This window comes from Serratia nematodiphila DZ0503SBS1 (genome assembly GCF_000738675.1).
Lineage (GTDB): Bacteria > Pseudomonadota > Gammaproteobacteria > Enterobacterales > Enterobacteriaceae > Serratia > Serratia nematodiphila.
In genome coordinates, this window is sequence record NZ_JPUX01000001.1 from 4317668 (window position 1) to 4333589 (window position 15922).

Annotated in this window: 12 protein-coding genes; 6 read left to right on the forward strand and 6 right to left on the reverse strand. The window is 60.7% G+C overall.

Annotated elements, in window-relative coordinates; genetic code table 11:
* Window positions 1-270: 270 nt before the first annotated feature.
* A complete protein-coding gene (gene pflA, locus JL05_RS20005; protein ID WP_015377324.1) occupies window positions 271-1011 on the forward strand; it encodes a pyruvate formate lyase 1-activating protein in 741 nt (246 codons plus the stop codon).
* 48 nt (window positions 1012-1059) lie between these two features.
* Here pflA and JL05_RS20010 read toward each other — a convergent pair whose 3' ends face one another.
* Window positions 1060-2211 carry an MFS transporter gene (locus JL05_RS20010; RefSeq protein ID WP_004928291.1) on the reverse strand — a complete coding sequence of 384 codons (1152 nt, stop codon included), beginning with the start codon at window positions 2209-2211 and terminating at the stop codon, window positions 1060-1062.
* Window positions 2212-2374: 163 nt separating this feature from the next.
* Between JL05_RS20010 and JL05_RS20015 the strand changes: the two genes are divergently transcribed.
* On the forward strand, window positions 2375-2740 hold the full coding sequence (locus JL05_RS20015) for a DUF1801 domain-containing protein (protein ID WP_033633450.1): 366 nt from the start codon (window positions 2375-2377) through the stop codon (window positions 2738-2740).
* Window positions 2741-2793: 53 nt separating this feature from the next.
* Here the strand turns inward: JL05_RS20015 and serS are convergent, their stop codons facing one another.
* The 5 genes from serS to lrp form a co-directional block, all read right to left on the reverse strand.
* The gene (gene serS / locus JL05_RS20020; protein WP_004928296.1) at window positions 2794-4086 is read right to left on the reverse strand and encodes a serine--tRNA ligase; all 1293 of its coding nucleotides are present in this window, start codon (window positions 4084-4086) and stop codon (window positions 2794-2796) included.
* A 109-nt stretch (window positions 4087-4195) separates the two neighbouring features.
* Window positions 4196-5482, reverse strand: coding sequence for a replication-associated recombination protein A (locus JL05_RS20025; RefSeq protein WP_048324917.1), 1287 nt, complete (start codon window positions 5480-5482; stop codon window positions 4196-4198).
* A 67-nt stretch (window positions 5483-5549) separates the two neighbouring features.
* Window positions 5550-6161 (reverse strand): outer membrane lipoprotein periplasmic chaperone LolA, encoded by a 612-nt coding sequence (gene lolA, locus JL05_RS20030; RefSeq protein ID WP_015377319.1) that lies wholly within the window; start codon window positions 6159-6161, stop codon window positions 5550-5552.
* 198 nt (window positions 6162-6359) lie between these two features.
* On the reverse strand, window positions 6360-10064 hold the full coding sequence (locus JL05_RS20035) for a DNA translocase FtsK (protein WP_033633452.1): 3705 nt from the start codon (window positions 10062-10064) through the stop codon (window positions 6360-6362).
* Between the two features lie 120 nt (window positions 10065-10184).
* On the reverse strand, window positions 10185-10679 hold the full coding sequence (gene lrp, locus JL05_RS20040; protein ID WP_004928318.1) for a leucine-responsive transcriptional regulator Lrp: 495 nt from the start codon (window positions 10677-10679) through the stop codon (window positions 10185-10187).
* 654 nt (window positions 10680-11333) lie between these two features.
* On the opposite strand from lrp, the gene trxB reads away from it, so the two are divergent.
* The 4 genes from trxB to cydD all read left to right on the forward strand — a co-directional run bounded on the left by trxB (window position 11334) and on the right by cydD (window position 15921).
* Window positions 11334-12305, forward strand: a complete 972-nt coding sequence (gene trxB, locus JL05_RS20045) for a thioredoxin-disulfide reductase (protein WP_033633454.1) — start codon at window positions 11334-11336, stop codon at window positions 12303-12305.
* A 75-nt stretch (window positions 12306-12380) separates the two neighbouring features.
* On the forward strand, window positions 12381-13268 hold the full coding sequence (locus JL05_RS20050; RefSeq protein WP_033633455.1) for a LysR family transcriptional regulator: 888 nt from the start codon (window positions 12381-12383) through the stop codon (window positions 13266-13268).
* A gap of 93 nt (window positions 13269-13361) precedes the next feature.
* Complete coding sequence (gene gstA, locus JL05_RS20055; protein ID WP_033633456.1) at window positions 13362-13979, forward strand: glutathione transferase GstA; 618 nt, start codon at window positions 13362-13364, stop codon at window positions 13977-13979.
* A 175-nt stretch (window positions 13980-14154) separates the two neighbouring features.
* Complete coding sequence (gene cydD / locus JL05_RS20060; protein WP_033633457.1) at window positions 14155-15921, forward strand: heme ABC transporter permease/ATP-binding protein CydD; 1767 nt, start codon at window positions 14155-14157, stop codon at window positions 15919-15921.
* Window position 15922: the final 1 nt, after the last annotated feature.

The window sequence follows — 15922 nt, forward strand, 5'->3', positions numbered from 1 at the left end:
GGCGGGAAACCGCCCGGTAGCAACGTCAGGGCCGGTTCTGCCGGCCCTTTTCTCCCACCGCTCTCCCCTGACTCTGTACGAGTCTGTTTTGCCGGACATCTATACTGAATGGATAGCCGGCAAAACAGTTATCCGGCAACTGACCGGCCGACAGGCATCATTACCCCCGGTGGCGGGCTCACCCCGCCACTGCATCGCAGATACCTGGCCGGCGGCCACGCGCCTATTTTTAGACTGCGTTTGACAGTCAATATTGGAGAAAAACCCGCAATGTCAGTAACTGGTCGCATCCACTCCTTCGAATCCTGCGGCACCGTCGACGGGCCAGGGATCCGCTTTATCGTCTTCTTCCAGGGCTGCCTGATGCGCTGCCTCTATTGCCATAACCGCGACACCTGGGATACCCACGGCGGCAAAGAAGTGACCGTCGAAGAGCTGATGAAAGACGCGGTGGCCTACCGCCACTTCATGAATGCCTCTGGCGGCGGCGTGACCGCATCCGGCGGCGAAGCGATCCTGCAGGCTGAATTCGTGCGCGACTGGTTCCGCGCCTGCCATGCCGAAGGCATCAATACCTGCCTGGATACCAACGGCTTCGTGCGCCGCTACGATCCGGTGATCGACGAGCTGCTGGACACCACCGATCTGGTGATGCTGGACCTGAAACAGATGAACGATGAGATCCATCAGAATCTGGTCGGCGTCTCCAACCACCGCACGCTGGAATTCGCCCGCTACCTGGCGAAACGCAACCAGCGCACCTGGATCCGCTACGTGGTGGTGCCGGGTTGGTCAGACGACGATAAGTCGGCACATCTGTTGGGCGAGTTCACCAAAGACATGACCAACATCGAGAAAATCGAGCTGCTGCCCTACCACGAGCTGGGCAAACACAAATGGGTGGCGATGGGGGAAGAGTACAAGCTGGACGGCGTACATCCGCCGAAGGCCGAGACCATGGATCGCGTCAAAGGCATCCTGGAAAGCTACGGCCACAAAGTCATTTACTGATTGGCGCAGCGCCAAAGAAAAACCGGCTCATAGCCGGTTTTTTTATGCTCAGGCGGCGGCGAACGGCGTGTGATGGTGATCCGGCTTCTGCTTCTTCAGCAGCATCAGCAGGTAAACCAGCGCCACGGCGGCGATCATCACGAACAGCACGCGATCGGAGTAGTTTTGCATCAGCAGCGCCGTCATCGACGGGCCCAGCAGGCTGCCTATGGTGTAACTCATCAGCAGCGCCTGGTTCATCGCCACCAGCTCGTGCGGCAGCGCCTTCTCGCAGGCCCAGGACATCGCCACCGGGTACAGGGTAAAGCCGGCGCAACCGAGGATGAACAGCGAAGGCGCCATGGCGTAGTTGCCGAGCATCGCCACGCTGGCGAGGATCACTACGAACACCTGAATGCGCAGCACCAGCAGACGCCCGTAACGATCGGCCAGGCGACCAACCGGCCATTGGCCGACGATGCCGGAGCTGACCAGCAGCGCCATCCAGTAGCCGACGTTGGCGTCGCTCATGCCTTGATGAGAGAGGTACAGCGGCATCAGGCCGTACAGCGAACCGAGCACGATGCCGGAGATGATGCAGCCGTTGATGCCGAGGCGCGCGCTGCGGCGCCTCAACATTGTCCACACCGCCGCCTGCTGCGGCTCGTCTTCATGGCGGTTGACCCGCGCGAACAGCATCGGCAGCATGGCGCTGATTACGATGGCGGTCACCCACGGCACCACGTGCAGCAATTCGGTCGAGGTCATGCTCAACAGTAACTGGCCGGTCACCGTACCGAGGTAATAGACAATCATATAGGCCGCCAGCAGTTGGCCGCGGTTGCTGAGATTACCGCTGCGCAGCAGCGCGCTTTCCACAATCACCCAGATCCAGGCGCAACCGACGCCGGCGAAGAAGCGCCAGCCCAGCCAGCTCCAGAAATCGATCGACAGCACCATGCCGGCGGTCGCGGCGGCGAACAACAAACAGGAGAGATGGTAGCTGCGGGTGAAGCCGACGCGCTGGATCAGTTTGCCCGCCACCAACGTGCCCAACAGGTTGCCGCTGAAATAAGAGGAGCTGACCATTCCCACTTGCCAGGTCGACAGCTGAGCATGGGTTAACCAAAGAGGCACTAACGTATTCAAAACGGCAATGGATACCGTGAGCAACAACAGGCCGCAGAGCAACAGGAGCACTGGGCGGGAGTAAGCGGACATAGTGAAATTGTGACCGAACGCGCAATGAGAGTGCGCGCATCATGCCACTGGCGATAAAAAAGTCAATCGCCTCTTATCATTCCAGCGCACGATTTGTTTCCGCCCAAACGACCGAAAAAGCGTTATGCTCAGCGCAGAGCGGATTTGACGACGGAGAAGCAAGATGAGTCAGGCAAATAATGCGGCGGTCGAGACCTTGCTGGCGGACATCGGCAGCACGCACGGCGAGCTGCTGGAGATCGTACAACAGGTGCGCCGGGTCGCCGCGGCGAGCGGCAGCGGCGTCACCGAATCGGTCAAATACGGCGGCATCATGTTCTCGCATACTCAATTTTTCTGCGGCGTTTTCGCCTACCGCAATCACGTCACGGTGGAATTCGGCCAAGGGCACCGACTGGAAGATCGTTATCACCAGCTCGAGGGCAGCGGCCAGTATCGGCGGCACATCAAGCTTCACTCGCCCGACGAGGTTAAAAGCAAGCATCTGGCCGACTACATTAAACAGGCTTATACGCTGGCGAAAGGCTGAATTCTCGACATAAAAAAAGCGCCCGCAGGCGCTTTTTTCTAGTGATTGGCTGTTCAGCCGATATATTCCAGGCCACCCATATAAGGGCGCAGCACTTCAGGCACCTGAATACGGCCGTCGGCCTGCTGGTAGTTCTCCAGCACCGCCACCAAGGTACGGCCAACCGCCAGGCCGGAGCCGTTCAGCGTATGGACCAGACGCGGTTTCTTGTCGGCCTTGCTGCGGCAGCGAGCCTGCATGCGGCGCGCCTGGAAGTCCCACATGTTGGAGCAGGACGAGATCTCGCGGTAGGTGTTCTGCGCCGGCAGCCACACTTCCAGATCGTAAGTCTTGCAGGCGCCAAAGCCCATGTCGCCGGTGCACAGCAGCACCTTGCGGTAAGGCAGGTTCAGCAGCTGCAGCACTTTTTCCGCGTGGCCGGTCAGCTCTTCCAGGGCATCCATCGAATCTTCCGGACGGACGATCTGCACCATTTCAACCTTGTCGAACTGGTGCATGCGGATCAAACCACGGGTGTCGCGGCCGTAAGAACCGGCTTCCGCACGGAAGCATGGCGTGTGTGCGGTCATCTTCAGCGGCAGAGATTCCTCTTCCACGATCTCGTCGCGCACCAGGTTGGTCAGCGGCACTTCCGCCGTTGGGATCAACGCGTAGTTGCTGCTGTCGGCTTCTTCTTCCAGCGGGCGGGTATGGAACAGATCTTCGCCGAACTTCGGCAGTTGGCCGGTGCCATACAGCGTGGCGTGGTTGACCAGATAAGGCACGTAGGCCTCCAGATAGCCATGCTGCTCGGTGTGCAGATCCAGCATGAACTGGGACAGCGCGCGGTGCATGCGGGCGATTTGCCCTTTCATCACCACGAAGCGTGAACCGGTCAGCTTAACCGCGGCGGCAAAATCCAGCCCGCCGGCCATTTCGCCCAGATCGACATGATCGCGCACCGCGAAGTCGTACTGGCGCGGTTCGCCCCAGCGGGTGACTTCCAGGTTTTCGCTGTCGTCTTTACCATCCGGCACCGCGTCGTCCGGCAGGTTAGGCAGCGTCAGAGCGTAATCGCGGATCTCGCTCTGCAGCGCATCCAGCGCCGCCTTGGCGGCATCCAGCTTGTCACCCAGCTCGTTCACTTCGCGACGCAGCGGCTCGATGTCTTCCCCACGCGCTTTGGCCGCGCCGATGGATTTCGATCGGGAGTTGCGTTCCGCTTGCAGCGTTTCAGTTTCTACCTGCAGAACTTTGCGGCGTTCTTCCTGCGAACGCAGCAGATCCAGATCGAGTTTAAAGCCTCGGCGAGCCAGTTTGACGGCGACTGCGTCTAGCTCATTACGCAGCAGATTGGGATCGAGCATGCTAATCCTGTGCTTGTTGTTATTGAAAGAAGTGTTGTTGTTCTATGCGGCTGATTTATAGCCGCATAAAAGAAGAGTGATACCCGCTAACCTTACCGCAACGGCCACGCTAGCGGTAGCGTTTTGTCGGGCTATTTTGATCCTGCTCAGCCAGCCATGCCAACTTTTCGCCGATTTTCCCTTCCAGCCCGCGCGAGGTCGGTTGGTAGTAGCGCGTATGGGCCATTTCGGGCGGGAAGTAGTTCTCACCGGCGGCGTAGGCGTTGGGTTCGTCGTGGGCGTAACGGTACTCCGCCCCCAGCCCCATTTCCTTCATCAGCTTGGTCGGCGCGTTGCGCAAATGCTCCGGCACGTCATAATCGGCCTGCTCTTTGGCGTCACGCATGGCGGCCTTGAACGCGGTGTAAACCGCGTTGCTCTTCGGCGCGCAGGCCAGGTAAACAATCGCCTGCGCGATGGCGCGCTCGCCCTCCGCCGGCCCCACGCGGGTGAAGCAATCCCAGGCGGCGATCGCCACCTGCATGCCGCGCGGATCGGCGTTGCCCACGTCTTCAGAGGCGATCGCCAACAGACGGCGCGCCACATAGAGCGGATCGCCGCCGGCGGTAATGATGCGCGCATACCAATACAGCGCGGCGTCCGGCGCCGAACCGCGCACCGATTTATGCAGCGCGGAAATCAGGTCGTAATAACGGTCGCCCTTGTTGTCGAAGCGCGCGCTGCGCTCGCCCGACACCTCTTTCAGCAGCTGCGGCGTCAGCACCCGCACGCCTTTGGCGTCGATCTCCGCCATGTCCGCCATCATTTCCAGGCTGTTCAACGCCCGGCGCGCATCGCCGCCCACCAACTCCGACAGCAGGCGGCGCGTTTCCGCCGGCAGCTCGACGTTCTGATCGCCAAAGCCGCGCGCCTTGTCGCTCATCGCCTGATCCAGCACCTGGCCGATATCTTCGGCGGTCAGCGCCTTAAGCAGATACACGCGGGCGCGGGACAGCAGCGCCGAGTTCAGTTCGAACGACGGGTTTTCGGTGGTGGCGCCGATAAAGGTGATGGTGCCGTCTTCGATATGCGGCAGGAAAGCGTCCTGCTGACTTTTGTTGAAGCGGTGCACTTCGTCGACGAACAGGATGGTGCGGCGGCCGGCGTCGCGGTTTTGCCGCGCCCGTTCGATCGCCTCGCGGATCTCCTTGATGCCGGAGGTCACGGCGGAGATCCGTTCGACATCCGCCTGGCCATAACGGCCGATCAGCTCTGCCAACGTCGTCTTCCCGGTGCCCGGCGGCCCCCATAAAATCATCGAGTGCAGTTGCCCGGCCTCAATGGCGCGCGGCAGCGGCTTGCCGGCGGCCAGCAGGTGTTGCTGGCCGATATACTGCGCCAGCGTGGTCGGCCGCATGCGCGCGGCCAACGGCTGGAACTCGTTCTGGGAAAAATCGAGCGACAGATTATTACTCACTTGCACCTCACTGGCGCTGGTCGTCCAGCGTCACCCCCTTCGGCGGGGTAAATTTGAATTTGGCCGGATCGGCGGCAACGTTCTGCTGGCTTTTCAGCGTATAAGCACTACGCTGGCCATCCTGCTCCACCGCGGCGAAGCTGCGAATGGTGCCGCTGTTGGTCACGCTGATGGCGAATTGCTTCAGGTTGCCGCTGGCGGATTTTGGCGTTAATTCGAAATCATCGCCCTTTTGCTTCACGTTGTACTGTTTCCAGTCGCTGGCATTATTGCGGGTGATCAGCATAAACGGCGTATTGCCGGTGGCGTTCTTCAACCAGGTCGCCGTCACCTGCTCGACGAACGGGTTGTAAAACCACAGGGTTTGGCCATCGGAGACCAGCACGCTCTCATCGGGTGAGGTCATGTGCCAGTTGAACAGGTTCGGCCGCTTCACCCACAGCTCGCCTTCACCCTGTTGCACCGCGGCACCTTCGGCGCTGGTCACGGTTTGCGAGAAGCTGGCGTGGAAACTGTTCACCTTCGCCAGGCGACTTTGCAGATCCTGTGCGGCATCGGCCAGCACGGAGGTAGAAGCGAATCCCGAGAGCAGACAGCAGGCAACTAACAGTTTTTTCATTATTCCAGATACCTTATGAAATGCGTTAACCGCAGGGCGACGCCGTGCGGGTCAATCAACCCTTTACTCCCGTTACTTTACCTGAAGCCGGCGATCGGCCGGTAGGCCAATGTTCCGAGAAGAAACGGGTTTACGCTTCTTTGCACAAGGGCCGCTTAAGCGGCCCTTTCTTATTGAATTGCAATGGCTAAACGACCATCAATCGTGCCGCGGCGGCGCCAGCACCTCGCGGTTGCCGTTATGCCCCTGCTCACTGACGATACCCTGCGCCTCCATCTGTTCGATGATGCGCGCCGCGCGGTTGTAGCCGATACGGAACTGGCGCTGTACGCCGGAGATGGAGGCGCGGCGTTTATCCACCACGAAATCCACCGCCTGGTCAAACAGCGGATCCAGCTCTTCGTCACCGTCCATGCCGCCGCCGGCACCGCCCTCGCCGTCTTCACCGCCGCTGAGAATGCCCTCTTTATATTGGGGCCGCTCGCGCGCTTTCCAATCCTTGACCACCGCATGCACTTCCTGATCGCGCACGAATGCGCCATGTACGCGCACCGGGATTGAGGAGTTCGGCGCCAGATAAAGCATGTCCCCCATGCCCAGCAAGGACTCGGCGCCCCCCTGATCGAGGATGGTGCGAGAGTCGATCTTGCTCGACACGGTAAAGGCGATACGCGTCGGGATGTTGGCCTTGATAAGACCCGTGATCACATCCACCGACGGACGCTGGGTCGCCAGCACCAGGTGGATACCCGCCGCACGCGCTTTCTGCGCCAGGCGAGCGATCAACTCTTCGACCTTCTTGCCCACCGTCATGATCAGATCGGCGAATTCGTCGACCATCACCACGATGTACGGCTCTTTCTCCAGCACCGGCGGCGTGATGTCCATGCTGTCGGTCGGCTTCCAGAATGGATCCGGGATCGGACGCCCCATCGCTTCGGCCTGATCGACGCGCTCGTTGTAGCCAGCCAGGTTACGCACGCCCAGGGCAGACATCAGCTTGTAGCGGCGTTCCATTTCACCCACGCACCAGCGCAGCGCGTTGGCGGCGTCTTTCATGTCGGTGACCACGTCGGTCAACAGGTGTGGAATGCCTTCGTAAACCGACAGTTCCAGCATTTTCGGGTCGATCATGATAAAGCGCACTTCTTTCGGCGTGGCCTTATACAAGATGCTCAGGATCATGGCGTTGACCCCGACCGACTTACCGGAACCAGTGGTACCGGCGACCAGCAAGTGCGGCATTTTGCCCAGATCGGCCACGACCGGTTCGCCGGAGATGTCTTTACCCAATACGATGGACAGCGGCGACGGATTGTCACGGAAAGCCGGGCAATCCAGCACTTCACGCAGATACACCGTTTGCCGTTTGGCGTTCGGCAGCTCCAGACCGACATAAGGCTTGCCGGGGATCACTTCCACCACGCGCACCGCCGAAGTCGACAGCGAGCGCGCCAGATCGCGCGACAGGTTGGAAATGCGCGCCGCTTTAACGCCCGGCGCCAGATCCAGCTCGAAGCGGGTGATGACCGGCCCCGGCAGGATGTCCACCACGTCGGCTTTCACGCGGTAATCGGCCAGGCTGGCCTCCACCAGGCGCGCCTTCTGTTCCAGCGCGAAGGAATCGACCGGCTCCACCTCTTTCGGCGCTTCGGTCAACAGATCCAGCGTCGGCAGCGGCGTGGTCGGCTTCTGCAGCGGCTGATCGTTGCGCATCAGGAACGGGTGAATCAGGCTGTCCATCGCAGGATGTTGCTCTGCCTGAGCTTGCTGAGGCTGCTGCTGCGCCGGTTGCTGCGGCTGCTGATATTGCTGCTGCGACGGCTGTTGATACTGCTGTTGCTGCGGCTGCTGATATTGCTGCTGCGACGGCTGTTGATGCTGCTGTTGCTGCGGCTGTTGGTATTGTTGAGGCGGCTGATGCGATTGCTGAGGTTGAGCCGCAGGTGCCACAGGCTCAAACTGACCGAATGGCACATCGTCCTCTTGCTCGCTTTGCTGTTCAATGCGCTCTTCAAGCTGCGGGGACAGCGTGAACATCGGCTCGCTCGGGCCATCGTCCACCAGATCCGCCATCGGCGAGAAGCTGAAAGCATTGCGGGTATCGATCGGGCTGGCGGCCGGCACCTGCGGAGCAGATGCTTGCTGGCCGTAGCGCGCCTGCTGCTGCTCGGCAAACGCCTGGCGCAGCGCGGCCTCTTGCTGCGCCTCTTCGTCGTCCTGTTGATAGCCTTCGCCGTAGCGTTGGTGCTGCTGCTCGGCAAACGCCTTGCTCAGCTCGGCTTCCTGCAATGCGCTCTCGTCATCTTGTTGCTCAGACGCGTAGCTTTCGCCATAGCGCTGGCTTTGCTGCTCGGCAAACGCCTGACGCAGCGCGGCTTCCTGTAGCGCCTCTTCTTCCTGCGGGTTCACCGCCGCCGGCTGCTGAGGCTCTACCTCTGTCTGGCGCTGCTCCTGTTCGGCCGCACGCTGCGAAGGCAGCTTGATGCCGTAGGAAGCCAGTTCGCGACGGGTCGGGATGCGCACCGGATTCGGCCGCGGCAGTTCAGGGCCGATGCCCTGCTTAACCTGCGGATTGCCGTCGCTGGTCGCCGTAAAGGCCGGCATAAAGGTCGCCGCCGCGGCACCTGCAGCAGCAGCGGCTGCCGCCGTATCCGGCTGCGGTTTGGCGCCGGTGGCGCTGAAACCGCTCGAACTGCCGATGTCGACGCTGTCACGCTGTGCGGCGGTAAAATCAAAGGGAGAACGCGCCGGCGGCTGCGGTGCGGCCGGCTCTTGCCAGTTGCCGAGGCGCGGCTCATCGTCATCCTGATAAGGATCGACAGGACGCGTCGCCTTAGGCGCAGGCGTTTCTTCCGGGATCTCGAAGGAATACAGCGGCGGCGTAGCGTCTTGCGCCGGGGCGCTCACCGGGTGCTGATTGACCGAGGTCGGCGCGGCCGGCGCCACCGTTACCGACGGCGCCTGTGTGGCGATCGGCGCTGCAACGGGCTCGTGGATCTCAGCCTTCACCGCCGGTGCAGGCGAAGCCACCGGCGCGATGGATGCGGCTTCTGCTTCAAGCTCGCCATCGTCGGCGCGCAGGCCGCTGAGCAACGGATCGGCGGCGTCTTCTGCCGCCGCTTTGGCGCTTTCGGTGACCGAAGGCGCGGAGAACAGCACGTCGTCATCGGCGGCCGCGGCTCCGGCGGCGGTCGCGGCAACCGCTGCGGCGGCACCCTTCTCTGCCTGCTCAGGCTCGTCGTCGACGTAACGCTCGTCATCCTCAAAATAGCGCTCTTCGCGACGTGAGCGATTGGTCATCACCGTCGCGACGCCCAGCACCGCCCCGCCGATCTTCTCGGCGATCACCAGCCAAGACCAGCCGGTAAACAGCGTCAACCCCGCCGCCCATACGCACAGCAGCGCCAGCGTAGCGCCGATGCCGTTGAACCACGGCAACATGGCGTTGCTCAGCAGGCTGCCGATCACGCCGCCGGAAGCGAAGTAATAGAGATCGTCGACGTTCAGCGCCGCCAGCCCGCAGGAGGTGAGCACTAACGCCAGGGTGCCGATCAGGCGCAGGGAAAGCGCGAAATAGTCGATGTAGTCTCTGTTGCTGCGTTGGCGATAAGCCGCCCAGCACAGGACCAGCATGATCGGCGGTATCGCGTAGGCGAGCACCCCGAAGGTGAAGAACAGCGTATCGGCCAACCAGGCCCCGACACCGCCGCCCAGATTGTGAATCGGCTCATGCCACGCGGTCTGCGACCAGCTTGGGTCAGACGGATTGAAACTGACCAACGCAGCCATGAGGTAAACGGCAAAAATCGCTACCACGATAAGCACAGCTTCCAGCAAACGCCGGCCACTGCTGAGTCTTTTCAGGGTAACTTCTTTATCTTCTGTATATTCCTGGCTCAAGAAAGGCTCTCCAGGTTCCTGTTAGCTGACATAGCAACAGCGCCGAGAAACTGCCCCGGCGCCGAAACTGTATGAATAAACAGGAGTGTAACCAATTTAATCAGGTTTTGCACCTGCACCTTACCGTGTTTTGATAACCAGACGGTTACTCTGTTTCACTTCTTCCATCACTACGTAGGTACGGGTGTCGTTAACCCCCGGCAAACGCAGCAAGGTTTCGCCCAGCAATTTGCGGTAAGCCGACATGTCCGGTACGCGGGTTTTCAACAGGTAGTCGAAATCGCCGGAAACCAGATGACACTCCTGAATCTCTTCAAGCTTCTGCACTGCCGAGTTGAATTGCTCAAACACATCCGGCGCGCCGCGGTTCAGCGTGATCTCCACGAAAACCAGCAGGGACGCATCCAGATAATGCGGGTTAAGCAATGCGGTATAGCCATGAATGAAACCCTGGCGCTCGAGACGGCGCACGCGTTCCAAACATGGTGTCGGGGATAACCCCACGCGCTTCGAAAGCTCGACGTTCGAAATACGCCCATCCTTCTGCAGCTCATTCAGGATGTTGCGGTCGATACGGTCAAGATCTTTACCCGGGCGTTTCTTGTTGTCTGCCATTATTATTGTCTCTCTTATTTTCTTCCGTGCACTTGCCACACCCTAGCCAACGTCAATGTGTAAGGGTTCGTTCCAAGCGAAGACCCGATGCCTGTCATATGCTTCTTCACTACCATCATTCCACGCCGCGCAGCCTGTCTGTCCAACCCCGCGCGATGCAGGTAACGACGTTTAGGTCGAGAAAAAATCAGCAAACGCTTGCGCGCTCTGCTCCGCACACCCATCGCGCATTGCCGCCTCGCGGCGCAAATACGTACGATTTGCTAGTGTTACGGGGATAATTTCTTCTTCCTATGATGTTTTCGCAAATGCGCAGCGGATTGTCAAAGTAAAAGAAGCAAAATCAGAACAACGTACCGTCACGAAAAGTCTGCATCCCATTTTTGGTTATGAATCGCTGGCAGATAAACCCCGGCGGGGAGCGGCTGAAGCCGCAGAATGCGCCGTTTTTGCGCGGTTGGCGATTCGGCGACTGAATGCGGCTTTGATAAGGTAAATTTCTGCGTTCGGCGTACGATTTGCCGACAGCGGGTGCATTAATAGGCGACAACTATCATACAAATCGTTAACAACGTCGCCCGGCGCTTTTTTTACTGCGCCATTTTCCCTACAATCGGCTTCATTATCCGCCATTGTGGAATAAAGAGGTTATTCATGGGCACGGCTAAACATAGCAAATTACTGATTCTGGGCTCCGGCCCGGCCGGTTACACCGCCGCCGTCTACGCGGCGCGAGCCAACCTGAATCCGGTGCTGATCACCGGTCTGGAGCAAGGCGGCCAGCTGACCACCACCACCGAAGTGGAAAACTGGCCGGGCGACGCCGAAGACCTGACCGGCCCGGCGCTGATGGAGCGCATGCGCGAGCACGCGGAGAAGTTCCAGACTGAAATCGTCTTCGATCATATCAACAGCGTCGATCTGCAGCAGCGTCCGTTCCGCCTGTTCGGCGACAGCGGCGAATACAGCTGCGACGCGCTGATCATCGCGACCGGCGCCTCCGCCCGCTACCTTGGCCTGCCTTCCGAAGACGCCTTCAAGGGCAAAGGCGTTTCCGCCTGCGCGACCTGCGACGGTTTCTTCTACCGCAACCAGAAAGTCGCGGTGGTCGGCGGCGGCAACACCGCCGTTGAAGAAGCGCTGTACCTGTCCAACATCGCCGCCGAAGTTCACCTGATCCACCGTCGCGACAGCTTCCGCTCGGAGAAGATCCTGATCGACCGGCTGATGGAAAAAGTGAAAAGCGGCAACATCGTGCTGCACACCGACCATACGCTGGACGAAGTGCTGGGCGATGAAATGGGCGTGACCGGCGTGCGCATCCGCAGCACCAAAGCGGAAAACGAAACCCGTGAACTGGAACTGGCCGGCGTGTTCATCGCTATCGGCCACAGCCCGAACACCGGCATCTTCGGCGGCCAGCTGGAGCTGGAAAACGGCTACATCAAGGTACAGTCCGGCATTCACGGCAATGCGACCCAAACCACTATCCCCGGCGTCTTCGCCGCAGGCGACGTGATGGATCACGTCTACCGCCAGGCGATCACTTCCGCCGGCACCGGCTGTATGGCGGCGCTGGACGCAGAACGTTACCTGGACGGCATCGCCGGCGCAGAAGTCTGCTAAGACTTTCTCGTCATCAGCAAAAAGCGGCTCTCGGGCCGCTTTTTTTGTCTTCGCTCCTCAAGAGGATGCACGCCGATGCATAATCTTCTTCACTGGCGCCTGCTGGTTGCCGTCGCCGACAGCGGCACCATCACTCAGGCTGCCGCGCTCTGCGGTATGACGCAGTCTGCCGCCAGCCAGGCCATCGCTCAACTGGAGACAATGCTGAGCACCCGGCTTTTGGTTCGCCAACCGCACAATGTCGTCTTGACCCAAAGCGGCCTACAGATCGTCGCCCATGCCCGCAGGATGTTGGAAGCACTGCGAGCCATTCAGCAGTGCGCGCAACAAGCCGGCAACGCGCACGCGGGCAAAATACGCCTGGCCAGTTTCCCGTCGGCATTCAGCAAGCTGTTGCCGCCGCTGCTGCGCAAATTTCGCCGTCTGTACCCCAACATTGAGTTGATTACGCTCGAGGGCACCGACCACGAAGTGGAGAGCTGGTTAACATCGGCAACGGCAGACATCGGCGTGGTGCTCAATCCGGCGCCGGAGCGGCTGTGCTTCCCTTTGGGAGAGGATGCCTGGCTGGCGGTCGTACCCAGCGCGCACTCGCTGGCGCGAGCGCGGCGGCCGGTGGCGCTGGATGCCCTGTTCCGGCTGCCTTTTATCCTGGCGACCGGCGGGTGTGATGTGAATGCGCAACGATTGGCGCAGCAGTCAGGTTTGGCGCTGGCCGATATCCGTGCCACCGTCAGCGATTGGCAAACGGCGTTGACGCTGGTCAGGGAGGGCACGGGCGTTGCGCTGATGCCCGCGTCCGTGATCCCGCCCGACGCGCTCGGGGTTTGCGCTCTGCCGCTCGTTGCGCCGATTTATCGCCGTTTCGGCCTCGCGTGCTCATCCGATGCGGCGGCCCAGCCCCCCGTCCAAACCCTGCTGAGTTACCTGCGAGAACAGGAGCAAGCTCTGGCCAGTCGCTGAGCTAATAGCGGCTTTCTGAAATTTCCATTTTCCCGCCGGTGCCCGCGTCGGCATGCTGTGGCAAGCGTTCTCATTGACCCACAAGGAAATAGCATGAAGCTGTATTTTGCTCCCGATGCCTGCTCGCTTGCCCCACATATCGTCCTGCGCGAATTAGCGCTCCCCTTCACCCTGATCAGGGTGAACAATCGCAGCAAGCGCTGCGCCGACGGTGAGGATTTCTATTGCATCAACCCCAAAGGTTACGTCGCCGCCCTACTGCTGGACGACGGCAACGTGATCACCGAAGGCCCCGCCATCGTTCAATACCTCGCCGACCTGCGCCCAGAAAGCCAGCTGGCGCCGCCACCGACGGCCTTTGAGCGGGTACGGCTGCAGGAATGGCTTAATTTCATCACCAGCGAGATCCATGCCGGCGCCGCCCCTTTATTCAATGACGCCCTGCCCGACGGCGCCAAGGCGTTGCTGCGCGACAAGTTGAGGCGGCGATTGGGTTATCTCGCGCAAGTTTTGGCACAACAAACCTATCTGTTGGGAGCACATTTTAGCGTCGCTGACGTTTATCTGTTTACCGTGTTGCGCTGGATGGCGCGCTTCGAGATTTCGCTGAGCGAGTGGCCGCCGCTCCAGCATTATGTGGCGCGGATCGCGGAGCGAGCGTCGGTGCGCGCCGCTCTGGAGGCCGAGGCCGCGAGTGAGGAAGTCAAATAGTCGGTAACGCGTCTGTTATAGCCACATTTGGCCGCTTTATTATTTTCAGTCTGCCGGGTGACGAGGTAACATGGGACCTCGCTTGTTTGTCGCCGATTGCGCCAAACACTATTATTTAACAGTACGTTAACCCAGCCTGTAACAAACGGGCACCGGCGACGCAGACGCATATCTGATGAAAAAAACCAGACAGCAACAGTTAACCCGTTGGCTTAAAACCCAGAGTTCGTTGGCGCAGCGTTGGCTGCGCCTTTCCATGCTGTTGGGGCTGTTCAGCGGCCTGCTGATCGTGGCGCAGGCGTGGCTGCTGGCCAGCCTGCTGCACGCCCTGATCATCGAACATACCCCACGCGAACAGCTGCTCCCTTCGTTTATCTGGCTGGCCGCCGCGTTCGCATTGCGGGCGCTGTTGAGCTGGCTGCGGGAGCGGGTCGGTTTCCAGTGTGGCCAGGTGATCCGTCAGCGCATGCGCCAGCAGGTGCTGGATAAGCTGCAGCAGCTCGGCCCGGCCTGGATCCAGGGCAAACCGGCGGGCAGTTGGGCCAGCATCATCGTCGAGCAGATCGAGGATATGCAGGACTATTACTCGCACTATCTGCCGCAGATGTATCTGGCGGTCTTCATCCCGCTGCTGATCCTGATCGCCGTTTTCCCGATCAATTGGGCCGCCGGTTTGATTCTGTTGGCGACCGCGCCGCTGATCCCGCTGTTCATGGCGCTGGTCGGTATGGGGGCCGCCGACGCCAACCGCCGCAACTTCGTCGCACTGGCGCGATTGAGCGGCAACTTCCTCGACCGCCTGCGCGGCCTGGACACTCTGCGGCTGTTTGACCGCGCGCAGGCCGAAACCGCGCAGATCGCCAAATCCTCCGAAGACTTCCGCAGCCGCACCATGGAAGTGCTGCGCATGGCCTTCCTCTCTTCCGGCGTGCTGGAGTTCTTCGCCTCGATTTCCATCGCCGTGGTGGCGGTGTACTTCGGTTTTTCCTACCTCGGCGAACTCAATTTCGGCAGCTACGGCCTCGGCGTAACGCTGTTTTCCGGTTTTCTGGTGCTGATTCTGGCGCCGGAGTTCTTCCAACCGCTGCGCGATCTCGGCACCTTCTACCATGCCAAGGCGCAGGCGGTCGGCGCGGCGGAAGCGCTGGAAACCTTCCTCAGCGCCGAAGGCGAGCAGATGGGCAACGGCACGCGGCAGCTGCCCGCCGATCAACCGCTGACGCTGCAGGCGAACGCGTTGGAAATCCTGTCGCCGAACGGCGTGCTGCTGGCCGGGCCGCTGAGTTTCACCCTGCAACCGCAACAGCGCGTGGCGCTGGTCGGGCTGAGCGGCGCCGGCAAAAGTTCGCTGCTCAATCTGCTGCTCGGCTTTCTGCCCTACCGTGGGTCGTTGACCGTCAACGGCGTCGAGCTGCGTGAACTGTCCGCAGAAAACTGGAGGCAACAGTTGAGCTGGGTAGGGCAAAACCCGCACCTGCCGGCGCAAACCTTGCGCGCCAATATTCTGCTGGGCTGCCCGCAGGCCGACGAAGCGCAGCTGCAGCAGGCAGTGGAGCTCGCCTACGTCAGCGAACTGTTACCGTATCTGCCGCAGGGGCTCGACACCGAAGTGGGCGACAACGCCGCCCGCCTGTCGGTCGGCCAGGCGCAGCGCGTGGCGGTCGCCCGGGCGCTGATCGGCCCGCGCCGCTTGCTGCTGCTGGATGAACCGGCCGCCAGCCTCGATGCCCATAGCGAACAACGGGTGATGCAGGCGTTGAATGCCGCTTCACATCAGCAAACCACCCTGCTGGTGACGCACCAGTTGGAAGATACCGAAGACTACGATCAGATTTGGGTGATGGATAACGGGCGCATCGTGCAACAGGGCGATTATGCCACCCTCAGCGCCCAGCCGGGCCTGTTCGCCACTCTGATCGCCCACCGTCGCGGGGAGCTTTAAT

Bases quoted from the DNA above. Each gene is read 5' to 3' on its own strand.
- pflA (WP_015377324.1), top strand. From the start codon at position 271: ATGTCAGTAACTGGTCGCATCCACTCCTTCGAATCCTGCGGCACCGTC.
- JL05_RS20010 (WP_004928291.1), bottom strand. From the start codon at position 2,211: ATGTCCGCTTACTCCCGCCCAGTGCTCCTGTTGCTCTGCGGCCTGTTG.
- JL05_RS20015 (WP_033633450.1), top strand. From the start codon at position 2,375: ATGAGTCAGGCAAATAATGCGGCGGTCGAGACCTTGCTGGCGGACATC.
- serS (WP_004928296.1), bottom strand. From the start codon at position 4,086: ATGCTCGATCCCAATCTGCTGCGTAATGAGCTAGACGCAGTCGCCGTC.
- JL05_RS20025 (WP_048324917.1), bottom strand. From the start codon at position 5,482: ATGCGGCCGACCACGCTGGCGCAGTATATCGGCCAGCAACACCTGCTG.
- lolA (WP_015377319.1), bottom strand. From the start codon at position 6,161: ATGAAAAAACTGTTAGTTGCCTGCTGTCTGCTCTCGGGATTCGCTTCT.
- lrp (WP_004928318.1), bottom strand. From the start codon at position 10,679: ATGGCAGACAACAAGAAACGCCCGGGTAAAGATCTTGACCGTATCGAC.
- trxB (WP_033633454.1), top strand. From the start codon at position 11,334: ATGGGCACGGCTAAACATAGCAAATTACTGATTCTGGGCTCCGGCCCG.
- JL05_RS20050 (WP_033633455.1), top strand. From the start codon at position 12,381: ATGCATAATCTTCTTCACTGGCGCCTGCTGGTTGCCGTCGCCGACAGC.
- gstA (WP_033633456.1), top strand. From the start codon at position 13,362: ATGAAGCTGTATTTTGCTCCCGATGCCTGCTCGCTTGCCCCACATATC.
- cydD (WP_033633457.1), top strand. From the start codon at position 14,155: ATGAAAAAAACCAGACAGCAACAGTTAACCCGTTGGCTTAAAACCCAG.